Below are 18,774 nucleotides of genomic sequence, written 5' to 3'. Positions count from 1 at the left end.
GGTCCACGCCGCGCCGGACGTCGCGATCAGGACGCGGCGCAGGTGGGGGTGCCGGTGGGCGGGGTGCCGGTGCCCTGGAAACCGAACTCGGTGCTGGATCCGGCGGCGATCCGGCCGTTGTAGGAGACGTTGGCGAAGCGGACCGCGCCGGTGCTGCCGGTGGCCTGCGCGTTCCAGGCGTTGGTGACCGCGGAGCCCGACGGCAGGGTGAGCGTGGCCGCCCAGCCGGTGACCGCGGCGGAGCCCGCGCTGACCTTGACCGTGGCGGTGAAGCCGCCGGTCCACGCGTTCACGGTGTAGGCGGCCGTGCAGCCCGTCCCGGCCGGCGGCGGCGTGGTGCCGGTCGGCGGCGTCGGCGAGACAGGGGGCGAGGTCGGCGGCGACGTCGGGGGCGTGGTCGGCGGGGGCGTGGTCGGGTTGGTGGTACCGCCGGCGTTGAGCGCCTCCAGCGTCGAGGTGTACGCCGCCTTCTTGTTGCCGCTGCCGTCGAAGAGCAGCGGGGTGCCGCTGGCCCGCCACGAGTCGCTGTCCCGGATGCCCCAGACGGTGATGCCGTTGCACCGGGGCACGGCCAGGCAGTCACGGACGACGTTGGCGTACGTGGTGGCCTGGGTCTGTCCCGAGCCCTCGATGTCCAGCTCGGTGATCTGCACGTCCACGCCGAGCGCGGCGAAGTTCTCCATCGTGGTGCGGTAGTTGCTCGGGTACGGCGACCCGCTGTTGAAGTGCGACTGGAGGCCCACGCAGTCGATCGGCACGCCGCGCGCCTTGAAATCACGGACCATGTTGTACACGCCCTGGGTCTTGGCCCAGGTCCAGTTGTCGATGTTGTAGTCGTTGTAGCAGAGCTTGGCGTCCGGGTCGGCCGCGCGCGCGGTCCGGAAGGCGACCTCGATCCAGTCGTTGCCGGTGCGCTGCAGGTTGGAGTCGCGCCGGCCGCCGCCGCTGTCCGCGAACGCCTCGTTCACCACGTCCCAGGTGAAGACCTTGCCGCGGTAGTACGTGGCGACCCGGGTGATGTGGTTGATCATGGCGGAGCGCAGCGCGCTGCCCTCCATGCTCTGCATCCAGCCGGGCTGCTGCGAGTACCAGGCCAGGGTGTGCCCGCGGACCTTCATGCCCTGGGCGAGGGCGTGGTTGACGATCCGGTCCGCGTTGGTGAAGGAGAACTGGTTCTGCTGCGGCTCGGTCGCGTCGATCTTCATCTCGTTCTCGGGCGTGACCGCGTTGAATTCCCGGTTCAGGATCCCGACGTAGGTGCTGTCGCTGAGCTTGTTGGCCGCGACGGCGGTGCCGAAGTAGCGGCCGGTGGCGGCGGCCGAGGCGCCGAGGGTGGTGGCGGCGTCGGCCGAGGGCGCGACGGCCAGCGCCACGCCGCCGGCGGTGAGGCTCGCCGCGAGCAGGGTCAGGGTCGTACGCAGGCGGGGTCTGCGGGGGACGGGTCGGTCGGACACGGTGGCTGCCTTCCGGTGCGGGGAGGGGGATGACACTTTTGGGAGCGCTCCCATCTTGAGCCGGTCGGCCTCCCGAGGGAATAGACCGGCGTAATTGTTATTCGGCCGCGCGGTGTCGCGGCAGGGAACGGGCGATGCGGGCGGCGGTGGCCGCGCCGTGGTACTTGCGGACCAGATGCAGGCACAACTCCACGCCGGGGGCTCCGGCGGCGGCCGTGAAGATCGGGTCGTCGTCGACGTACCGCACGCCCGGCGCCAGCCGGACCCGCGGATAGCGGCGCCGCAGCTCCTCGGCGTGCGCCGGGCAGGTGGACACCGCCCGGCCGTCGAGCAGCCCGGCGGCCGCCACGGTGAAGACGGCCTCACCGATGGCCAGGATCCGGCAGTTGCGGCGCACCGCCTCGCGCAGGGCGGCGGCCTCCTCGGCGGTGATCGTGTCCGGCCCCCGCCGCACCGGCGGCGCGATGGCCAGGATGTCCGCCGAGGCGAGCAGGTCGAAAGTGCCCGCCGCGGCGAAGGCCAGGTCGAACACCGGACCGGCGAAGACCTCCCGGTACGTGGACAGCCGGGCCGGCAACGCCTCCGGTGGCGGCAGCAGCACCGCCACATTGGTCATGTTTGTCATCGCAACCACCGCAACGGGACAGCCTCGGCCAATGCCCGGTAACCGGCCGGATTGAAGTGCAGGTGGTCACCGGTGTCGTAGGCGGGCAGCAGCCTGCGCGGGGCGGCCGGATCGCGGACCACGGCGTCGAAGTCCACGACCCCGTCGAAACGCCCGCTGCGCCGGATCCACTCGTTGACCCCGGTACGCGTCTGCTCCCGCAACCCACCCGGATCGTCGTAGCCCTCGTTGCCGCCGAACGGGGTGATCGTGGCCCCGTACACCTCGATGTCCCGGGCGTGGGCGCGGGTGACGATCTGGTCGTACGCGGCCCGCAGGTCGTCGCCCACCCGCTGTTGCGCCTCGGGGGTGGCTGCCGCCGTACCGATGTCGTTGACGCCCTCGAAGACGATCAGCGAGGCGACCCCGCCCAGCGCGAGCACGTCGCGGTCCAGCCGGGCCAGGGCGCTCGGCCCGAGCCCGTCCTGCAGCACCCGGTTGCCGCCGGCCGCCTGGTTGAGCACCGCGTGGGGGCCGCGCAGCCGGGCGGAGAGCTGGTCGGGCCACCGGTCGTTGCCGTCGGTGGTGGAACCCCGGCCGTCGGTCAGGGAGTCGCCGAGCACCACGGTCGCCGTGCTGTCGCCCGGGGCGAGCACCTCGACCCCGCTGAGGAAGTACCAGTGCACGACCGGGGTGGCGCCGGGCAGGTCCACGTCGTCGTGGTGGTCGCCGCGCAGCAGGTGCGACGTGGTGCGCGAGCCGGGGTGCGAGGTCACGGCGGTGCTCGCCTGGCCGGTCGCCAGATACACCGTGACGGTCAGCTCGGAGCGGGCCGGCACGTCGAGATCGATGGGATCGGAGACCACCTGCGCGCCCACCGGGACGGACGCGAACGTCCGCCCGGAGAAGGTGACCGGCCGCAGGGTGCCCGGCTCGATCGCGGCCGAGCCCGGCCGGCCCCCGGCGGGCCGGGCGATCGAGACGGCCGTGATCGGCAGGACCGCGCCGCCGAAGGCGTTGGAGAAGCGCAACCGTACGGAGCTCCCGGCGATCGACGTGTGCACGGTCTGGCGCAGGGTGGTGTCCACGAGCACCGAGTCGGTGCCGGTGAACGGCGCCGGCGGCAGGTTGCCCGGCTCGGTGAGCTGCGGCATCGACACCCAGGTGTGCAGCCAGTCCCGGCGGGGACGGTGCGTGCGGGTCTGGACGGCGGTGGCCACGGAGACCGCCGCGGCGCCGCCGAGGCCCAGCAGTGACCGGCGGTTCATCGGGTCACCCGCTTGCTCTCGGGCGGGCCCAGGTAGCTGTACTTGACGCCGCCGGTGTCGATCTCGAGGCGCTGCACGATCACGGTCGGATCCACCATCCAGAACTTGAGGGTGTGTACGCCCGCCGTGGCCACCGTGTGCGTCGTGGTGGTGCGGTTGACGTTGTCGGAGGTGTTGCGTTCCCACTGGCGGTTCATGGTCGTGTCGTCGGCGCCGGTGGCCTTGGTGATGTTGACCGTCTGCGGCGCCTGGTCGTCCAGCGAGATCGCGTACTTGAGGCCGTCGGTCGGCCGGACGTTGTTGCGCGGCGACAGCACGGCGGTCACCTTGACCGGACCGGTCGTCCTGAGAGTGGTCGTGTACTCCAGGCGGGCACCCTCGCCGCCGAGCGGGGTCAGCCCGTTGCCGGTCTTGCCGATGCCGGGCAGCAGGCGCCAGTCCCCCACCTTGCGGGTGTAGTGGTCGGCCTCCATCGCGACGTAGCCGTTCGCCTCGACGAAGCCCTTCGGGTGGCGCACCCGGTTGTCGATCGGGGCCTGCACGACGACCTGGGCACCGTTCGCGCCGGTCACCGTGATCGGCACGGTGGTGGTGCCCTTGGGCGCGCGCCGCCAGTCCACCCGTACGGTGGCCCGGACCTGCTTGCCGACCCGGCCGGCGGCGGGCGTGACGTGCACCCACGGGACGGCCGGGGTGATCCGGTACGCGAACGGCGTCGTGCCCTTGTTGTAGACCTCGATGTACTGCGCGGGCTGCGCCTGGTACGGGCTGAACGCGGGCAGCGTGACCGGGTCCCCGCCGTCGAGGTCCACACCCATCGCGGCCGCCGCGGGCACCTCGATGCGCTTCAGGTACGGGTAGATCTCGTCCGGCAGCGCCACGTTGTCCTTCTCCGGCTGCTGCCAGGGCGCGTTGGGGCCGTACCGGGCCACGTTGCCGTAGCCGATCTTGGGCTGGAGCTGCCAGTCCTTCCACTTCCCGCCGGCCAGCTCGTTGTTGTAGTACGCGTTCAGCGCCTGGTCCTCGGCGAACCGGGCCTCGGCCAGGTCGGCCAGGTCGTTGGTGGCGGCGCGGCCCTGGCCGGCGTACCGGATGTTGGTGAACTCGGCCCGGCGCAGCGCGTACAGGTTGGCGGTGGCCTTGACCTGGTAGTAGACCAGCTGGAAGTAGGCGTCCTGCCAGGCCGCGGGCACCCGGGCCCTGATCCGCTCGGCCCGGGCGCCGAGCGCCTGCCACTCGGCGGTGACCCGGTCCATCTCCCGGTAGTCGGTGAGGCTGAACGGGTTGCCCTCGTCGTCGTAGGTGATCACCTGGGTGACCGGGTCGATGGTGATGCGCCGGTTGAGCAGCTCGGGCTTGCGGCGCGACTGCAGGTGGCCGTAGTCGCTGAGCACGTCGGCGATGTCGCCGGCCAGGGCCGGGCCGAAGTTCTGGGCGGCGTACTGCCGTTCCCACTCCCCCAGCTTGTGCAGCGGCAGCGCGTCGGGGTTCCAGGCGTAGTCGAGGAAGAACTGGGTGGGCTGCTCCTCGTTCTTCAGGTCGCCGACGTTGACCATCCAGAGCCGGTCGACCCCCGAGCGGTACGACAGGTTGAGCTGCTCCCAGGTGTTGGTCAGGTTGACCGTGTCGGCCCACTTGTAGTTGCGGCCGCCACCGACGTAGTCGAAGTGGTAGTACATGCCGTAGCCGCCGCTGCGGGCCGGCAGCGAGGCGTCCGGCAGCTTGCGCATGTTGCCCCAGTTGTCGTCGCAGAACACCACGGTGACGTCGTCCGGCGGCCGGTAGCCGCGGTCCCAGTAGCGCTGCACCTCCTTGTAGAGGGTCTGCACCTGGGGAGCGCCGATCAGCCCGGTGTCGCGCAGGATCTGCCGCTGGGTGTCGATGATGGAGCTCATCAGGTCGATGCCGTCGCCGTCGGGCAGGCCGACGTCGCCGTTGCCGCGCATGCCGAGCGTGATGACACCCTCGATCTTGTCGCGGGCCATCCGCTCGGCCCCGTCCCGCCAGTACGCCTTGATCGCGTCGGGGTTGCGGCGGAAGCTCCACTCGCCCGTCCCGGCGGGGTGCCGGTTCCACTCCTCGATGCCACGCATCATCGGCGCCTCGTGCGAGGTGCCCATCACCACGCCGTAGAACGAGGCGGTGGCGTGGTTCTGCGGGTCGTCCTCGGCGAATGCGCGGCCCCAGACGGCCGGCCACAGGTAGTTGGCCTTCAGCCGCAGCATCGTCTCGAAGACCTTGGCGTAGTAGGCCGCGTTGAGCCCGTTCGGGAAGCCGGGCGCCTTGCCGGGCCCGAAGTAGCGCGGGGCCCAGGTGCCGGTGGCCGGGTTCTCGTCGTTGATGAAGAAGCCGCGGTACTTCACCGCGGGTGTGCCCTGGGTGTGCCGCCCGGGCAGCACGTACACCGCGTCCTGGTGGCGGACCGGGACGTCGTCGAAGAAGCGCCAGGGCGAGACGCCGATGCGCTTGGACAGGTCGTAGGCGCCGTAGATGCTGCCGCGCTGGTCGCTGCCGGCGATCACGAACGCGCGCCGGACGCCCGGCAGCGGATTCTCCACGATCTGCTCGACCGTGGTCTCCCACTTGCCGGCGATGCCGCGCACGTCGAGCTTGCCCGCCGCGATCAGCCGGTCGATGAGCGGGCTCTTGCCGATGGTGCCGACCAGCACCGGGTCGCGCCCGCCGGGCACCCGGTCGTGGGCGACCACCGGCGTCACGCCGGTCACCGCGGCGATGTCCGCGCTCAGGTCGTCGACCACCCGGATCACCCCGGCGTGGTCACCCGCGCTGACCACCAGCGGCGCGGCCCGGCCGCCGGCCACCAGCGGGAACCGGCCGCGGCCGGGCAGGGCGGAGACGTACGAGTCGCGCTGCCCCGTGGCCAGCGCGTCACGCGATGTCGCCGCGGCCGGTGCCGGCCCGGCGACGAAGAAGGGCGCGGCCAGGGCCGCGAGAGCGAGCAGGAGCCTCATGGGTACGCCTTCCCTACCGGAAGAGTCGCAGGGGTACGGCGGCGGCGAGCGCGGCCATCCCGGCGTCGTTGGGGTGCAGGTGATCGCCGCTGTCGTAGACCGGGGCCAGCCGGAGCGGGTCGCTGCGGTCACGGACGGCGGCGTCGAAGTCGATGACCGCGTCGTAGTCGCCGCCGGTGCGGATCCAGTGGTTCAGCGCGGCCCGCTTGCGCTCGTTCTCCGCCGAGTAGAACCCGAGGGTGTCGTCCTTGAACGGCAGCACGGTGGCGCCGTAGGCCCGCAGCCCGGCCTGGTGGGCCCGGGCGATGAGCTGGCGGTGCCCGGCGATGAGGTCGGCCGCGGAGACCACCTCGGACGCCGGTGCGGTGGTGCCGGGGTGGCCGAGGTCGTTGACCCCGAGCAGCACGATCAGGAACTCCGCCCCGGGCTGGGCGACCACGTCACGGTCGAAGCGGCGCAGCGCGCTCTGCGCGAAGTACGCGGCGTAGGCCACCGCGTCGCTGCCGGCCGGCGGGTTGGGGTCGTGCAACAGCCGGTTGCCGGAGACGCCGACGTTGACCACGCCACGGTCGATGCGGGCGGCGCGTAGCCGGGCGGCGAGCAGGTCGGGCCAGCGGTGGTTGAGGTTCGCCGCCGCGTTGGCGCCGTTGGTGATGGAGTCGCCGAGGGTGACGATCGCGCCGGCGCCCGAGGCGACGCTGACCCCGGAGAGGAACAGGTTCTGCCCGACCACGGCGGTCGGGGTGACGGTACGGGCCGCGGTGACGTTCCCGGCGGCGATCACGTTGTCCTGGTACGCGAAGGCGGCCAGCGTCGTGACCGGGGTGCGCCGCGGCAGGTACACGCTGACGGTCAGCTCGGTGCCGGCCGGGACCCGCAGGTGCACCGGGTCGCTGACCAGCGGCGCGCCCGCCGGGACGGTCGCCCCCGGGCGCCCGCCGAAGGTGACCGCCCGGTCGGTGCCGGGCTCGTTGGCCGTGCTCGCCCCGGTCCCGGCGCGCCGGGCGACCCGCACCTCGCCGACGACCAGGGGCTGCTCGCCGAACTCGTTGGTCAGCCGGATCCGCAGCCGGTCGCCGCCGGTGCTGACGTGCACGACGTGGCGCACGGTCTGGTTCTCCAGCACGGTCGGCGGGGTGGGCGGGACGGTGGTCGGCGCCGCGGCCCAGGTGCCGGTCCAGCGTGGAGTGTCGCCGGTCCGGCCGGTCGCCTGCGCCGGGGCGCCGGGCAGGGTCGCGGCCACGGCGGCGCCCGAGGCGAGCGCCAGCAGTTCTCGTCTGGTGGACACGGATCCTCCCCGGTCAGCCACGACGCCGCGGCAGGGTGAAGCGCCAGCCCTGGGCGCGCAGCTCGGGAATGATCCGGTCGACGGCCTCGACCGTCTGGCTGCGGTCGCCGCCGCCGTCGTGCATGAGCACCACCGCGCCCGGGGTGATCCGCTCACGCAGCCGCTGCACGAGCACGTCGGTGCCCGGCGGCTCCCAGTCGGCGATGTCCATCCGCCAGCCCAGCGGCTGCATGCCCAGCTCGGCTGCGACCTGCGGGCTCTGCCCCCAGCTGCCGTACGGGGCCCGGAAGTACGGGATGCGGGCGTGCGGGACCGCCCGGCGGATCGCCGCGCTGGTCTCGACCAGGTCCGCCCTGACCTGTTCCGGGGTCCAGGGGCCGAAGTCGTCGTGGTGCATGGAGTGGTTGCACAGCACGTGCCCGGCGGCGGCGATCCGGCGCGCCACCTCGGGATGCTCGACGACGTGGTCGCCCCACAGGCAGAACACCGCGCGTACGTGCCGCCGGCGCAGCACGTCGAGCAGGCGCAGGGTGTCGGGCGGATTGGGGCCGTCGTCGAAGGTGAAGCTGACGACGTCGCCCTGCCCCCGGGCCGTGTCGACCACCACGGCAGTCGGGCCGGCGGCCTCGGCCGGGCCGGCCAGGCCACCGGTCAGCAGCAGGGCGGACATCGGCACCGCCAGTCGGCGCCACCATTTCGGACGATGAGACATGACATCCTCACGATCGATTCCGGGGCCCGTTGTTCCGAAACTTTCGGAAACCGCGCAGCCGAACGTCCGTAACATAGAACCCGGTCGAAGTCGCGTCAAGAAGGCGCTGCGCCCCAGATCACGCGCTCAGCTCATTGATCTTCACCGCTATCTGTCCACGTTGTTACCTGTTGACCGGTGAGCAGGATCGGCATATGTTCCGGTCACGTAACGGAAGTTCTCGGAACCTCTCGACCGTCCGCGCGGCCGGACCAGAATGGACAGACGATGAGAGTTCGCGTTCGCGCCGCCGTCGACAGGGCGGCCCTGGCCGGCGAGGACTCCTACCGCGCCCACCGACAGAAAGTCTGCGGGCACACCCCGGTCCGGCACCACCAGAACCCGGCGTACGCCGCGCTGCGCGACACCCTGGCGCCGGCCGGCCGCTGATCCTGCTCGGTACCGGCGGGCCCGCCGGTACCGGCCCGCAAGCGAGGAGGAGCGCGATGAGCGCGGACGAGCGCCGGGTGACCATCTCCGCCATCGCGGACGCGGCCGGGGTCTCCGTGCCGACCGTCTCCCGCGTGCTCAACGGCCGCGCCGACGTCTCGGCGGCCACCCGGGAACGCGTCGAGCAGCTGCTGCGCGACCGGGGCTACCGGCGCCGCAACTCCCGGGCGCCGGGCCGCGCTCAGGTCCTCGACGTGGTCTTCGACGAGCTCGACAGCCCGTGGGCCGTCGAGCTGATCCGCGGGGTGGCCGACGTGGCGCACGCGGCCGGCGCGGGCACGGTCGTCTCGGCCGTGCACCAGGACGACACGGCGACCCGGCAGTGGCTGCGCAACCTGCGCACGCGGACCTGCGACGGGGTCGTCTTCGTGCTGTCCCAGGTCGCCGCGCCGGTCCAGATCCAGCTGCGCCGGCTGCACATCCCGGTGGTCGTCGTCGACCCGGCCGGCGGCTCGGCCTCCGAGGTGGCCACGGTCGGCGCGACCAACTGGGCCGGTGGGCTCAGCGCCACCGAGCACCTGCTCTCCCTCGGCCATCGGCGGATCGGGCTCATCGCGGGCCCGCGCGGGCTCTCCTGCAGCCGCGCCCGGCTGGACGGCTACCGGGCCGCCCTGGCCGCGGCCGGCATCGGCACCGACCCGGCCCTGATCGTGCAGGGCGACTTCCGCCACGAGTCCGGATACACCGGCGGCGGCCGGCTGCTCGATCTCGCCGAGCCGCCGACCGCCGTGTTCGCCACCAGTGACCAGATGGCGCTGGGTGTCTACGAAGCCGCCCGCCGCCGCGGCCTGCGGGTGCCCGCGGACCTGAGCGTGACCGGCTTCGACGACCTGCCCGAGGCCCGCTGGTCCTCACCGCCGCTGACCACCGTGCGCCAGCCGCTGGCCGAGATGGGCGGGCTCGCCGCGCACACCGTCCTGCGACTGGCGCGCGGCGAGGCCCTTCAGGCTCCCCGGGTCGAGCTCGCCACGGAGCTCATGGTGCGCGACAGCACCGCCCCCGTGGCTACTTCCCGAAGCCCGCGGTCAAACCGCTGAGCAACTGCCGCCGGCCGATCGCGTAGCAGATCAGGATCGGCAGCGTGGTCAGCACGACCGAGGCGAGCACAGCCGGCACGTTGACGCCGTACTGGCCCTGGAAGCTCCACAGCCCCAGCGGCAGGGTCCGCTGATCGGGGCTCTGGGTGAGGATCAGCGGCAGGATGAAACCGTTCCAGACGCCGAGTCCCTGATAGATCACCACGGTCACCAGGGCCGGACGGACCAGCGGGAAGGCCAGCCGCCACAGCGTGCCCCACTCCGTCGCCCCGTCCAGGCGCATGGACTCGAACAACTCCTTGGGCACGTCCCGGATGAAGTTGGCCAGCACCAGCACCGACAACGGGATGGCGAAGGCGATCGACGGCAGGATGATGGCCAGCAGGGTGTCGTACATCTGCAGCCGGATGATGATCAGGTAGATCGGGATCACCACCGCCTGCAGCGGGATGGCCAGGCCCATCAGGAACAGGCCGTTGACCGAGCGCAGGAAGCGGCTGCCCGCGCTGCCCCGGACGATCGCGTACGCCGCCATGAACGAGATCAGCGTCGCGGGCAGTACCGCCCCCGCCGTCACGATGACGCTGTTCATGAAGTACCGGGTGAAGTCGGCCTCGATCACCAGACGGTAGTTGTCCAGTGTCGGCGCCGACGGCGGCACCAGCGGGTTCTGCGCGTAGTAGTTGGCCCGGGTCTTGAAGCTGGTGATGACGATCCAGTAGATCGGCACCATCACCACGATCAGCCAGAGCCAGCCGAAGCCGCCGCCGAACCAGTTCAACCGCAGGGGCGAGCGACGCCGCGCGCCGCCGCCGTGAGAGGTCACCGACACACCTGGTCGCGGCGGGGCGTGCCGGGTCGAGATGGCCATCAGGCACCTTCCAGTTGGCTGTCCGTCGCGCTACCGCCACCGAGCCTGCGCAGCAGCAGCGCCAGCCCGAGGCCGAACAGCACCAGGATCACGGCGATGACGCTGGCCGGGCCCATCAGGTTGGCCTTGAAACCGGTCTGGTACATCTCGAGCGCGAGCACGTTGGTGGCGTCGCCGGGACCGCCGGCGGTGAGCACGAAGATCAGGTCGAAGAACGTCAGCGACCCCACCACCATCAGCGTCGACGAGGTGATGATCGTGTACTTGAGCTGGGGCAGGGTGATGCTGAAGAACTTGCGCACCCGGCCCGCGCCGTCGATCTCGGCCGCCTCGTACATGGCGGTCGGGATCTGCCGCACGGCACCCTGGTAGATCAGCGAGTGGAACGGGATGAACTGCCAGGACACGACGAAGACCAGCACGCCCAGGGCGAGGTTGCCCTGGCCCAGCCAGTCCTGGTTGAGCAACTCGACGCCCAGGCCCGTGCCGAGCCCGAAGTTCGGGTTCAGCAGCGCGCTGAAGGTGATCGCGATGGCCGCCGAGCTGAGCAGCAACGGGATGAAGTACAGCACGGCGAGGAACCCGCGGTAGCGTTTGCGGGCAGCCAGGAAGACGCCGATCAGCAGGCTCATCGGCGTCTGGAACACCCAGGACAGCGCCATCACGAGGAACGTCACCCAGATCGAGTGCAGCAGGCCGGGCTCGGACAGCACCGTGCGCCAGCTGTCCAGGCCGGCGGGGTTGATCGCCCCGATGCCGTCCCACTGGGTGAAGCTGAGGGCGAGCACGCCCAGCAGCGGCACCACACCGAACGCCGTGAACATCAGCAGCGCCGGCCACACCATCCAGGAGACGGACCTGCTCCGCCCGCCGGTCTTGGAGGAAGGTACCGCCACCGGGGGCGGAGCAAGGGCCGTCATTTACCGATGACCCCGTTCATGTTGGCGATCCACTGCTGCGGGGTGACCTGCTGCTGGAACAGCTTGGCGATGTTGTCCAGCAGGGCCTCGGCCGCGGTCGGGCTCAGCGCCTGGTCCCAGGACTGGGCGAAGACCTTGGCGTTGACCGAGGTGTCGTAGACGAACTTGAGGAACTCGGCGTCGGGGGACGCGGCCAGGGTGGCCTCCGTGCCCTTGACCACCGGCACCGAGCCGCCGTCGTTGATCCACGCCTTGGTCTCGGCCTCGTCGAGCACGCCGCTGGTGAAGAACTTCTTGGCGATGTCCTTCTGCTCGGCGGTGGCCTTGCTGGAGATGGCCAGGTACTGGCCCGGGTTGCCGACCGTGTCGCTCGGGTCGCCCTTGCCGCCCGTGAAGGTCGGGAACGGGATCCAGCCCAGGTTGCCCTTGGGGACGAAGTCGCCGCCGTCGTTCTTCATGCTGCCGTAGGTCCAGGCGCCGTGCAGCATCATGGCGGCCTTGCCGGTGTAGAGCAGGGCCTGGTCGGCGTTGGCGCCGGCGTCGACCGAGGAGAAGCCCTTGTTGAAGCCGTTGGCCTTCACCAGGTCCAGCAGCTTGGTCAGCATCTCCAGCACGGCCGGGTCGGACCAGGCGTCCTTCTTGCCCTCGAAGACGCTCTGGAAGACCTGCGAGCCGCCGATGCGGTCGAGCATGAACTCCAGCCACATCATGTTGGTCCAGCGGGACTTGCCGGCCAGCGAGAAGGGCGCGATCTTCTTCTCGTTGAACTTCGGCACCAGGGCCATGACGTCGTCCCAGGTCTTCGGCGGCTGCACGCCGACGTCGTTGAAGACCTTCTTGTTGTAGAACAGGATGATCGGCGCCACGGTCTCGCAGGGCATGGCGTAGATCTTGCCGTTGACCGTGGCCGGGCCGAACGAGGACGGGAACAGCTTGTCCTTGATCGCGGCGTTCTGCTCGAACCACGGGGTCAGGTCCTCGACCTGGCCGGCGTCCACGTAGCTCTTCAGGCCGCCACCGCCCCAGCCCCAGATCAGCGTGGGCGCCTGGCCGGCGCCGATGGCCGTCTTGATCTTCTGCTTGTAGGCGTCGTTCTCGAACGCGGTGAACTGGATCTGGGTGTCCGGGTTGGCCTTGTTGAAGCGCTCCGCGGCGGCCTGCCGGATGCCCTCGCCGGGCTGGCCGGTGAGGAACCAGTAGCTGGCCGAGCCGGCCTTCTTCCCGGAACCGCTGGTGCCCGGACCGGAACTGCCGCAGGCGGCCAGGGCCGCACCGGCGCCGGCAGCGGCGGTCAGGCTGAGGAAGGTGCGACGGGATATCGGACTGCGTTCCACGCTGGTCTCCGTACTCGTGAGCCGCAGGCTCGCGGCGAGTCGAACATCTGAGGGAGAGGCCGCCGAACTCGGATCCAGGTTCTGGAACTTTCGATCGACAACCGCAAGTTACCGAGAGATTTCGTTAACGTAGGATTTCATGATTGGCGTGTCAAGGCCCTTGAAAGACTCGTGCTTTAGGCGCGAGAGTGGACCCACTGCAGCACTGTCAGGCCCGATCTCCCCCCGTCGAAGGTCACGGTAAGGTCGCGGTCAGGTCTCGTCGACAGTCCGAAAGTTTCGGCACGCCTGCACCCCCGTCCTGTTCGTAAGGAGAACCATCGTGACGACACCCGACTGGCACGACCAGACCCGTAGCGTGGCTGACCGGGTCAGCTCGCTGCTGGCGCACATGACCCTCGAGGAGAAGGTCGCGCAGCTGGGCAGCCGGTGGGTCAGCAACGACATGGAGCACGACGAGGAGCCCGCCGACGAGACCGGGACCAATCTCAACGTAGCCCCGATGCAGGACGTCTTCGCCGCCTCCGGCAGCGTTTCCCTGCAGGAGGCCAGCAAGCACGGCCTGGGTCACCTCACCCGCGTCTACGGCGGCATCCCGCTGACCGTGACCGAAGGTGCCGCCGAGGTCGTCCGTCAGCAGCGCATCGTGATCGAGGACAGCCGTCTCGGCATCCCCGCGCTGGTGCACGAGGAATGCCTGACCGGCTTCACCACCTACGGCGCGACGGTCTACCCCGCCGCGATCGCCTGGGGCGCGACCTTCGACCCGGACCTGGTCGAGCGGATGGCCGCGGCGATCGGCCGGGACATGGCCGCGGTCGGGGTGCACCAGGGGCTGTCCCCGGTGCTCGACGTCGTCCGCGACTACCGCTGGGGCCGCGTCGAGGAGACCATGGGCGAGGACCCGTACCTGGTCTCGATGCTCGGCGCCGGGTACGTACGGGGCCTGCAGAGCGCCGGGATCATCGCCACCCTCAAGCACTTCGCCGGCTACTCGGCCGCGCGCGCGGCGCGCAACCACGGGCCGGTGCCGATGGGCCGGCGCGAGCTGATGGACGTGATCCTGCCCAGCTTCGAGACGGCGATCCGGGTGGGCCGGGCCGGCTCGGTGATGAACTCGTACTCCGACGTGGACGGCGTACCCGCCGCCGCGGACTCCTGGCTGCTCACCGACCTGCTGCGCGACGAGTGGGGCTTCACCGGCACGGTGGTGTCCGACTACTGGGCCGTGCCGTTCCTCGCCACCATGCACAAGGTCGCCGCCGACACCGCCGAGGCCGGCGCGCAGGCCATCGCCGCGGGCATCGACGTCGAACTGCCCGACACCCTCGGCTTCGGGGCCGCCCTGGTCGAGCGGGTGCGCTCCGGCGAGGTGCCCGAGGAGCTGGTGGACCGGGCCGCCCGGCGCCTGCTGACCCACAAGGTCGAGCTCGGCCTGCTCGACCCGGGCTGGACGCCCGAGGCCTCGGTGGCCCGCGCGGCCGGCACCGACCTGGACTCCCCGGCCAACCGGGAGCTGGCCCGCGAGGTGGCCGAGCGCTCGATCGTCCTGCTGGACGCCGGCACCGCCCTGCCGCTGCTCGACGGCAACCGGGCGGCTCCGGCCCGGATCGCCGTGGTCGGGCCCTGCGCCGACGACCCGCGCACCTTCATGGGCTGCTACGCGTTCCCCAACCACGTGCTGCCCCGCCACCCGGAGCTCGGCCTGGGCATCGACGTGCCGACGGTGGTCGACGCGCTGCGGGCCGAGCTGCCCGGCACCGAGATCGTCCACGAGCGCGGCAGCCAGGTGCAGGGCGCCGACCGCTCCGGCTTCGCCGCCGCCGTCGCCACCGCCCGCGACTCGGACCTGTGCGTGGCCGTCGTCGGTGACCTCGCCGGCCTGTTCGGCAACGGCTCGTCGGGCGAGGGCTGCGACGCCGAGGACCTGCGCCTGCCGGGCGTGCAGGCCGACCTGCTGGCCGAGCTGCTGGAGACCGGTACGCCGGTCGTCGTGGTCGTGGTCTCGGGCCGCCCGTACGCGCTGGGCGACGTGCACGGTCGCGCCGCCGGCCTGGTGCAGGCGTTCATGCCGGGCCAGGAGGCGGGCGGGGCCATCGCCGGCATCCTCAGCGGCCGGATCCAGCCCGGCGGCAAGCTGCCGGTGCAGATCCCCCGGCACCCGGGCGGCCAGCCCGGCACCTACCTGCAGCCGCCGCTGGGCGCCGACCGGACCAACATCAGCAACCTCGACCCGACGCCGCTGTTCCCCTTCGGCTACGGCTCGTCGTACACGACCTTCGAGCTGGACGCCCTGCGGATCAGCGCGAGCGAGGTGCCCACCGACGGGGAGTTCACCGTGACGGTCCGGGTCTGCAACACCGGCGAGCGCACCGGCGAGGAGGTCGTCCAGCTCTACCTGCACGACCCGGTGGCCCAGGTGACCCGGCCGGTCAAGCAGCTCATCGGCTTCGCCCGGGTGTCGCTGGAGCCGCACACCGACGCCCTGGTCCGCTTCCAGGTGCACGCCGACCGGACCGCGTTCACGGGCCGCGACCTGCGGCGCATCGTGGAGCCGGGCGAGATCGAGGTCATGGTGGGCACCTCCGCCGAGGACCTGCCGTGCCGGGGCACGGTCCGGCTGACCGGCCCGCTGCGGGTGGTCGGCGCAGACCGCCGGCTGGTCACCCCGGTCGACGTGCTGCCGACCAAGGACGCCGAGTTGACGGTCGCGGGCTGACCCGCGCCCCGGGCCCGCCGCTCCCCCGGGAGACGGCGGGCCGCGGCTGTCAGCCGGCCGGCAGCCGCGGCCGGGAGTAGGAGCCGACGATCGCCCCGTCGCGGGACTCGATCCCGGTGAAGCCCGTGGTGCCGGCGGTGAAGTGGTAGAACCGCAGCACCGTGCCGTCCGGGTCGGGCACATCCAGGATGGTGCCCGCCGGGGTGTCGTACGGCTCCGCGTGGCGGATGCCGTGCCGCTCGCACCGGGTGATGATCTCGTCGAGGACCGCCCGCGAGGCCGGGGTGAACGCGAAGACGTCGAAGCCGTCGAGGCGCGGTGAGCCGGCGCAGACGGTCCGGTCCCGCAGCGCGATGCAGAAGCGCTCCCGCGGGTCGATCAGCCCGGCGCCGCGCAGCACGCCGTCCTCCACGAACTCGGCGAACAGCCGCAGGTCGAGCAGCCGGCAGTACCAGGCGACGCTGCGGGCCAGGTCCGTGACCGGCAGTTTCACCTGGGTGATCCGGTCGAGTCCGGCGATGCCCCGCAGGGCCGGTTCTCCTTCGGTGGTGGTCATGGCTCGACGCTAGGAGCCGCTTCCCGGACAATCCATGAGTGGAAGTCCGCCGGACCACAGTGTTCGTCCGAGGGGGCCGGGCCGATGGATCTGCTCAGTTCGGTGCTGCGGGAGCTGCGGTTCGCCAGCGCCGCCTACCGGTGGCTGGAGCTCGGCCGCCCGTTCAGCGTGGACTTCGACCGGGCCGGCCTGCGCGGGGTGCACATCATCGCCGAGGGCCGGTGCGAGCTGGTGCTGCGGGACGGCAGCGTCCGGGAGCTGACCGCCGGCGATGTCGTGATCCTGCCCCGTGGGGACTCCCACCTACTGCGCTCGGCGCCGTCGGCCGTGGCCGTGCCGGGCTACGAGCTGGCCGTCCGCTCCCCGGAGCCACGGTTAACCCTCGGCGGGACGGGCGAGCGGACCGTCGTGGTCTGCGGCGCGTTCATCATCGGCGAGCCGGACCATCCCGCGCTGCGTGGCCTGCCCGCGGTCATCCAGCTGCCGGGCACCGACGGCCGCCCGCCGGCGTGGGTCGCGGCGCTCGTGGAGGCGTTGCAGGCGGAGGCCTTCGACGGCGGGCCGGGCAGCGAACTGGTCATGGCCCGGCTCTCCGACGCGCTGCTGATCCGGGCCCTGCGGCACCACAGCGGCACCGTCGGCGAGCCGGGGTGGCTGGCCGGGCTGGGCGACCCGTGCGTCGCGACTGCCCTGGAAGCCATCCACCATGACCTCGCGCACCCGTGGACCCTGCCCTCGCTGGCCGCCACGGCCGGGCTGTCCCGCGCGGCCTTCGCAGCCCGGTTCACCGAGCGGGTGGGCCGGCCCGCCATGCGCTACCTGCTGGCGCTGCGGATGCAACGGGCCCGCACACTGCTGCGCGACGACCGGGCCACCGTGGCAGCCGTCGCCGGTCAGGTCGGCTACGGCTCGGACGTGGCCTTCGCCGCCGCCTTCAAACGGGAGGTGGGCATGTCTCCGGGCGCCTACCGCCGCCGGGCTCAGAACTCTGTCGCGTAGACGCGGACCGGGTCACCGTCACGGGAGAGGGTGTCGCGCTCGAAGGCGAGGCCGATCTTCTCGGCGACGCGCTGGGACGGCACGTTGTCGGGGTGGATGATCGCGATCAGCCGCTTGACCCCGAGCACGTCACGGGCGTACGCGTGGCAGGCGGCGGCCGCCTCGGTCGCGTACCCGTGGCCCTGCAGCTCGGCCCGCACGTGGTAGCCGACCTCGACGTCGGTCACGCCGTCGATCTCCTGCGGCGTCAGGCCGCAGTCACCGACGAACTCCCCGGTGGCCCGCAGCCGGACCACCCACAGGCCGAACCCCACGGTCTCGTAGAGGCGCCGGGTCCAGGCGATCCAGTCCCGGGCGCCGTCGCGGTCGCGGATCCGTGGGTAGTACCGCATGACGACCGGGTCGCCGAGCAGGGCGGCCACGTCGTCGAGGTCGCCGGAGGTCATCGGGTGGAACTCGAGGCGGTCGGTGGCTTCCGGTGGCTTCACGACGGCTCCGGTGGCAGGTCGAGGGCGGTCAGGTCGAGATTGGCCAGCCGGTCGGGATCACCCAGGACGTCGATCGCCACCACCCGGCCGGCCACCACGGTGAAGGCCATGACCGAGAACAGCCGACCGTTCACCACGACCACCACCCCGGCCGCGCCGTTGACCAGGGCCGGGCGCACGAAAGGCGCGAGCCTGCGGGCGGTGAAGGCCTGTCCGGCCACGGTCGAAGCGCCGCGCAGCACCACGTTGAGCCGGGGACGGGCGGGACCGGAGTCGGACCGCAGCACCACGTCCGGATCGAGGACCGCGACGAGCGCCTCGAAGTCGCCGGCCCGGGAAGCGGCGAAGAACGCGTCCACCACCTGACGCTGCCGGGCCAGGTCAGGGTCCGGCGCCGGGGCCTCACCGCGCAGCCGGCGGCGGGCCCGGCTGGCGAGCTGACGGGTGGCCGCCGGGGACCGGTCGATGATGGTGGCGACGTCCTCGAACGGCACCGCGAACATGTCGTGCAGGACGTACGCGAGCCGCTCGGCCGGGGTCAGCGTGTCGAGCACCACCTGCAACGCCAGCCCGACCGCGTCCGCCAGCAGCGCCTGGTGCTCGGGGTCGGCGACGTCGGCCCGGCCGAGGACGGGGTCGCTGACGTGGAGGTGCCCGTCGAGCGGTTCCTCGCGCTGCTGGGCCCGGGTGCGCAGCTTGTTCAGGCAGATCCGGGCGACGACCGTGGTCAGCCAGGCCCCGAGGTTGCCGACCTCCGCGGCGCCGGTCCGGTCGAGGCGCAGCCAGACGTCCTGCACCGCGTCGTCGGCCTCGCTGAGGGACCCGAGCATCCGGTACGCCACCGCGCGCAACCGGCTCCGATGGGTCTCGAACAGCTCGGCCGTCGCTGCGCCCTGGTCCACGTGTCACATTCCTTCCGCGCCGGGTGTCATCCCGTCAGACCCGCGAGGGCCGGCAGATGTGACCGACGATCGGGGAGAAACCATGTCCGCACCCATTCTGCTCACCGGCGGCACCGGGCACGCTGGGCCGCCTCGTCCGGCCGCTGCTGCTCGAGGCCGGG

The 18,774-nt window shown here is 71.8% G+C and carries 16 protein-coding genes; 4 read left to right on the top strand and 12 right to left on the bottom strand.

Annotation, left to right across the window (positions count from 1 at the left end):
• Positions 1 to 26: 26 nt before the first annotated feature.
• The 6 genes from ACWEOZ_RS26555 to ACWEOZ_RS26530 form a co-directional block, all read right to left on the bottom strand.
• Positions 27 to 1,454, bottom strand: coding sequence for an endo-1,4-beta-xylanase (locus ACWEOZ_RS26555; protein WP_451913384.1), 1,428 nt, complete (start codon positions 1,452 to 1,454; stop codon positions 27 to 29).
• A gap of 97 nt (positions 1,455 to 1,551) precedes the next feature.
• On the bottom strand, positions 1,552 to 2,070 hold the full coding sequence (locus tag ACWEOZ_RS26550; RefSeq protein WP_451913383.1) for a hypothetical protein: 519 nt from the start codon (positions 2,068 to 2,070) through the stop codon (positions 1,552 to 1,554).
• Positions 2,071 to 2,075: 5 nt separating this feature from the next.
• The gene (locus ACWEOZ_RS26545; RefSeq protein WP_451913382.1) at positions 2,076 to 3,326 is read right to left on the bottom strand and encodes an SGNH/GDSL hydrolase family protein; all 1,251 of its coding nucleotides are present in this window, start codon (positions 3,324 to 3,326) and stop codon (positions 2,076 to 2,078) included.
• On the bottom strand, positions 3,323 to 6,298 hold the full coding sequence (locus ACWEOZ_RS26540; RefSeq protein WP_451913381.1) for a glycosyl hydrolase 115 family protein: 2,976 nt from the start codon (positions 6,296 to 6,298) through the stop codon (positions 3,323 to 3,325). The genes ACWEOZ_RS26545 and ACWEOZ_RS26540 overlap by 4 nt, the downstream gene beginning before the upstream one ends.
• Before the next feature lie 13 nt (positions 6,299 to 6,311).
• Complete coding sequence (locus ACWEOZ_RS26535) at positions 6,312 to 7,586, bottom strand: GDSL-type esterase/lipase family protein (RefSeq protein WP_451913380.1); 1,275 nt, start codon at positions 7,584 to 7,586, stop codon at positions 6,312 to 6,314.
• 13 nt (positions 7,587 to 7,599) lie between these two features.
• Positions 7,600 to 8,298: a polysaccharide deacetylase family protein gene (locus tag ACWEOZ_RS26530; protein ID WP_451913379.1), complete on the bottom strand. Its 699-nt coding sequence runs from the start codon at positions 8,296 to 8,298 to the stop codon at positions 7,600 to 7,602.
• A 267-nt stretch (positions 8,299 to 8,565) separates the two neighbouring features.
• Between ACWEOZ_RS26530 and ACWEOZ_RS26525 the strand changes: the two genes are divergently transcribed.
• Both ACWEOZ_RS26525 and ACWEOZ_RS26520 read left to right on the top strand, forming a co-directional pair.
• Complete coding sequence (locus tag ACWEOZ_RS26525; RefSeq protein WP_451913378.1) at positions 8,566 to 8,727, top strand: hypothetical protein; 162 nt, start codon at positions 8,566 to 8,568, stop codon at positions 8,725 to 8,727.
• A gap of 56 nt (positions 8,728 to 8,783) precedes the next feature.
• Positions 8,784 to 9,824, top strand: a complete 1,041-nt coding sequence (locus ACWEOZ_RS26520; protein WP_451913377.1) for a LacI family DNA-binding transcriptional regulator — start codon at positions 8,784 to 8,786, stop codon at positions 9,822 to 9,824.
• Here the strand turns inward: ACWEOZ_RS26520 and ACWEOZ_RS26515 are convergent.
• From ACWEOZ_RS26515 to ACWEOZ_RS26505, 3 genes are all read right to left on the bottom strand, one after another.
• Entirely contained in the window at positions 9,793 to 10,650 is an 858-nt protein-coding gene (locus ACWEOZ_RS26515; RefSeq protein ID WP_451913376.1) for a carbohydrate ABC transporter permease, read from the bottom strand. The two genes, ACWEOZ_RS26520 and ACWEOZ_RS26515, sit on opposite strands and share 32 nt — an antisense overlap.
• A 44-nt stretch (positions 10,651 to 10,694) precedes the next feature.
• The gene (locus tag ACWEOZ_RS26510; protein WP_451913375.1) at positions 10,695 to 11,540 is read right to left on the bottom strand and encodes a carbohydrate ABC transporter permease; all 846 of its coding nucleotides are present in this window, start codon (positions 11,538 to 11,540) and stop codon (positions 10,695 to 10,697) included.
• Positions 11,541 to 11,611: 71 nt separating this feature from the next.
• Positions 11,612 to 12,949, bottom strand: a complete 1,338-nt coding sequence (locus ACWEOZ_RS26505; protein WP_451913374.1) for an extracellular solute-binding protein — start codon at positions 12,947 to 12,949, stop codon at positions 11,612 to 11,614.
• A gap of 322 nt (positions 12,950 to 13,271) precedes the next feature.
• Between ACWEOZ_RS26505 and ACWEOZ_RS26500 the strand changes: the two genes are divergently transcribed.
• Positions 13,272 to 15,668 carry a glycoside hydrolase family 3 N-terminal domain-containing protein gene (locus tag ACWEOZ_RS26500; protein WP_451913373.1) on the top strand — a complete coding sequence of 799 codons (2,397 nt, stop codon included), beginning with the start codon at positions 13,272 to 13,274 and terminating at the stop codon, positions 15,666 to 15,668.
• A gap of 49 nt (positions 15,669 to 15,717) precedes the next feature.
• On the opposite strand, the gene ACWEOZ_RS26495 is transcribed toward ACWEOZ_RS26500, so the two are convergent.
• Positions 15,718 to 16,224, bottom strand: coding sequence for a VOC family protein (locus ACWEOZ_RS26495; protein ID WP_451913372.1), 507 nt, complete (start codon positions 16,222 to 16,224; stop codon positions 15,718 to 15,720).
• An 84-nt stretch (positions 16,225 to 16,308) separates the two neighbouring features.
• Here ACWEOZ_RS26495 and ACWEOZ_RS26490 point away from each other — a divergent pair, with 84 nt between their 5' ends.
• Complete coding sequence (locus ACWEOZ_RS26490) at positions 16,309 to 17,223, top strand: cupin domain-containing protein (protein WP_451913371.1); 915 nt, start codon at positions 16,309 to 16,311, stop codon at positions 17,221 to 17,223.
• Here the strand turns inward: ACWEOZ_RS26490 and ACWEOZ_RS26485 are convergent.
• Both ACWEOZ_RS26485 and ACWEOZ_RS26480 read right to left on the bottom strand, forming a co-directional pair.
• Positions 17,205 to 17,711 (bottom strand): GNAT family N-acetyltransferase, encoded by a 507-nt coding sequence (locus ACWEOZ_RS26485; protein ID WP_451913370.1) that lies wholly within the window; start codon positions 17,709 to 17,711, stop codon positions 17,205 to 17,207. The genes ACWEOZ_RS26490 and ACWEOZ_RS26485 overlap by 19 nt on opposite strands.
• Positions 17,708 to 18,613, bottom strand: coding sequence for a sigma-70 family RNA polymerase sigma factor (locus tag ACWEOZ_RS26480; RefSeq protein WP_451913369.1), 906 nt, complete (start codon positions 18,611 to 18,613; stop codon positions 17,708 to 17,710). Before ACWEOZ_RS26480 ends, ACWEOZ_RS26485 begins: the two co-directional genes overlap by 4 nt.
• Positions 18,614 to 18,774: the final 161 nt, after the last annotated feature.

It is taken from the genome of Actinoplanes sp. NPDC004185 (assembly GCF_053603475.1).
The sequence above is the reverse complement of the archived record's forward strand: the minus strand, read 5'-3'. Positions and strand labels throughout refer to the sequence as shown.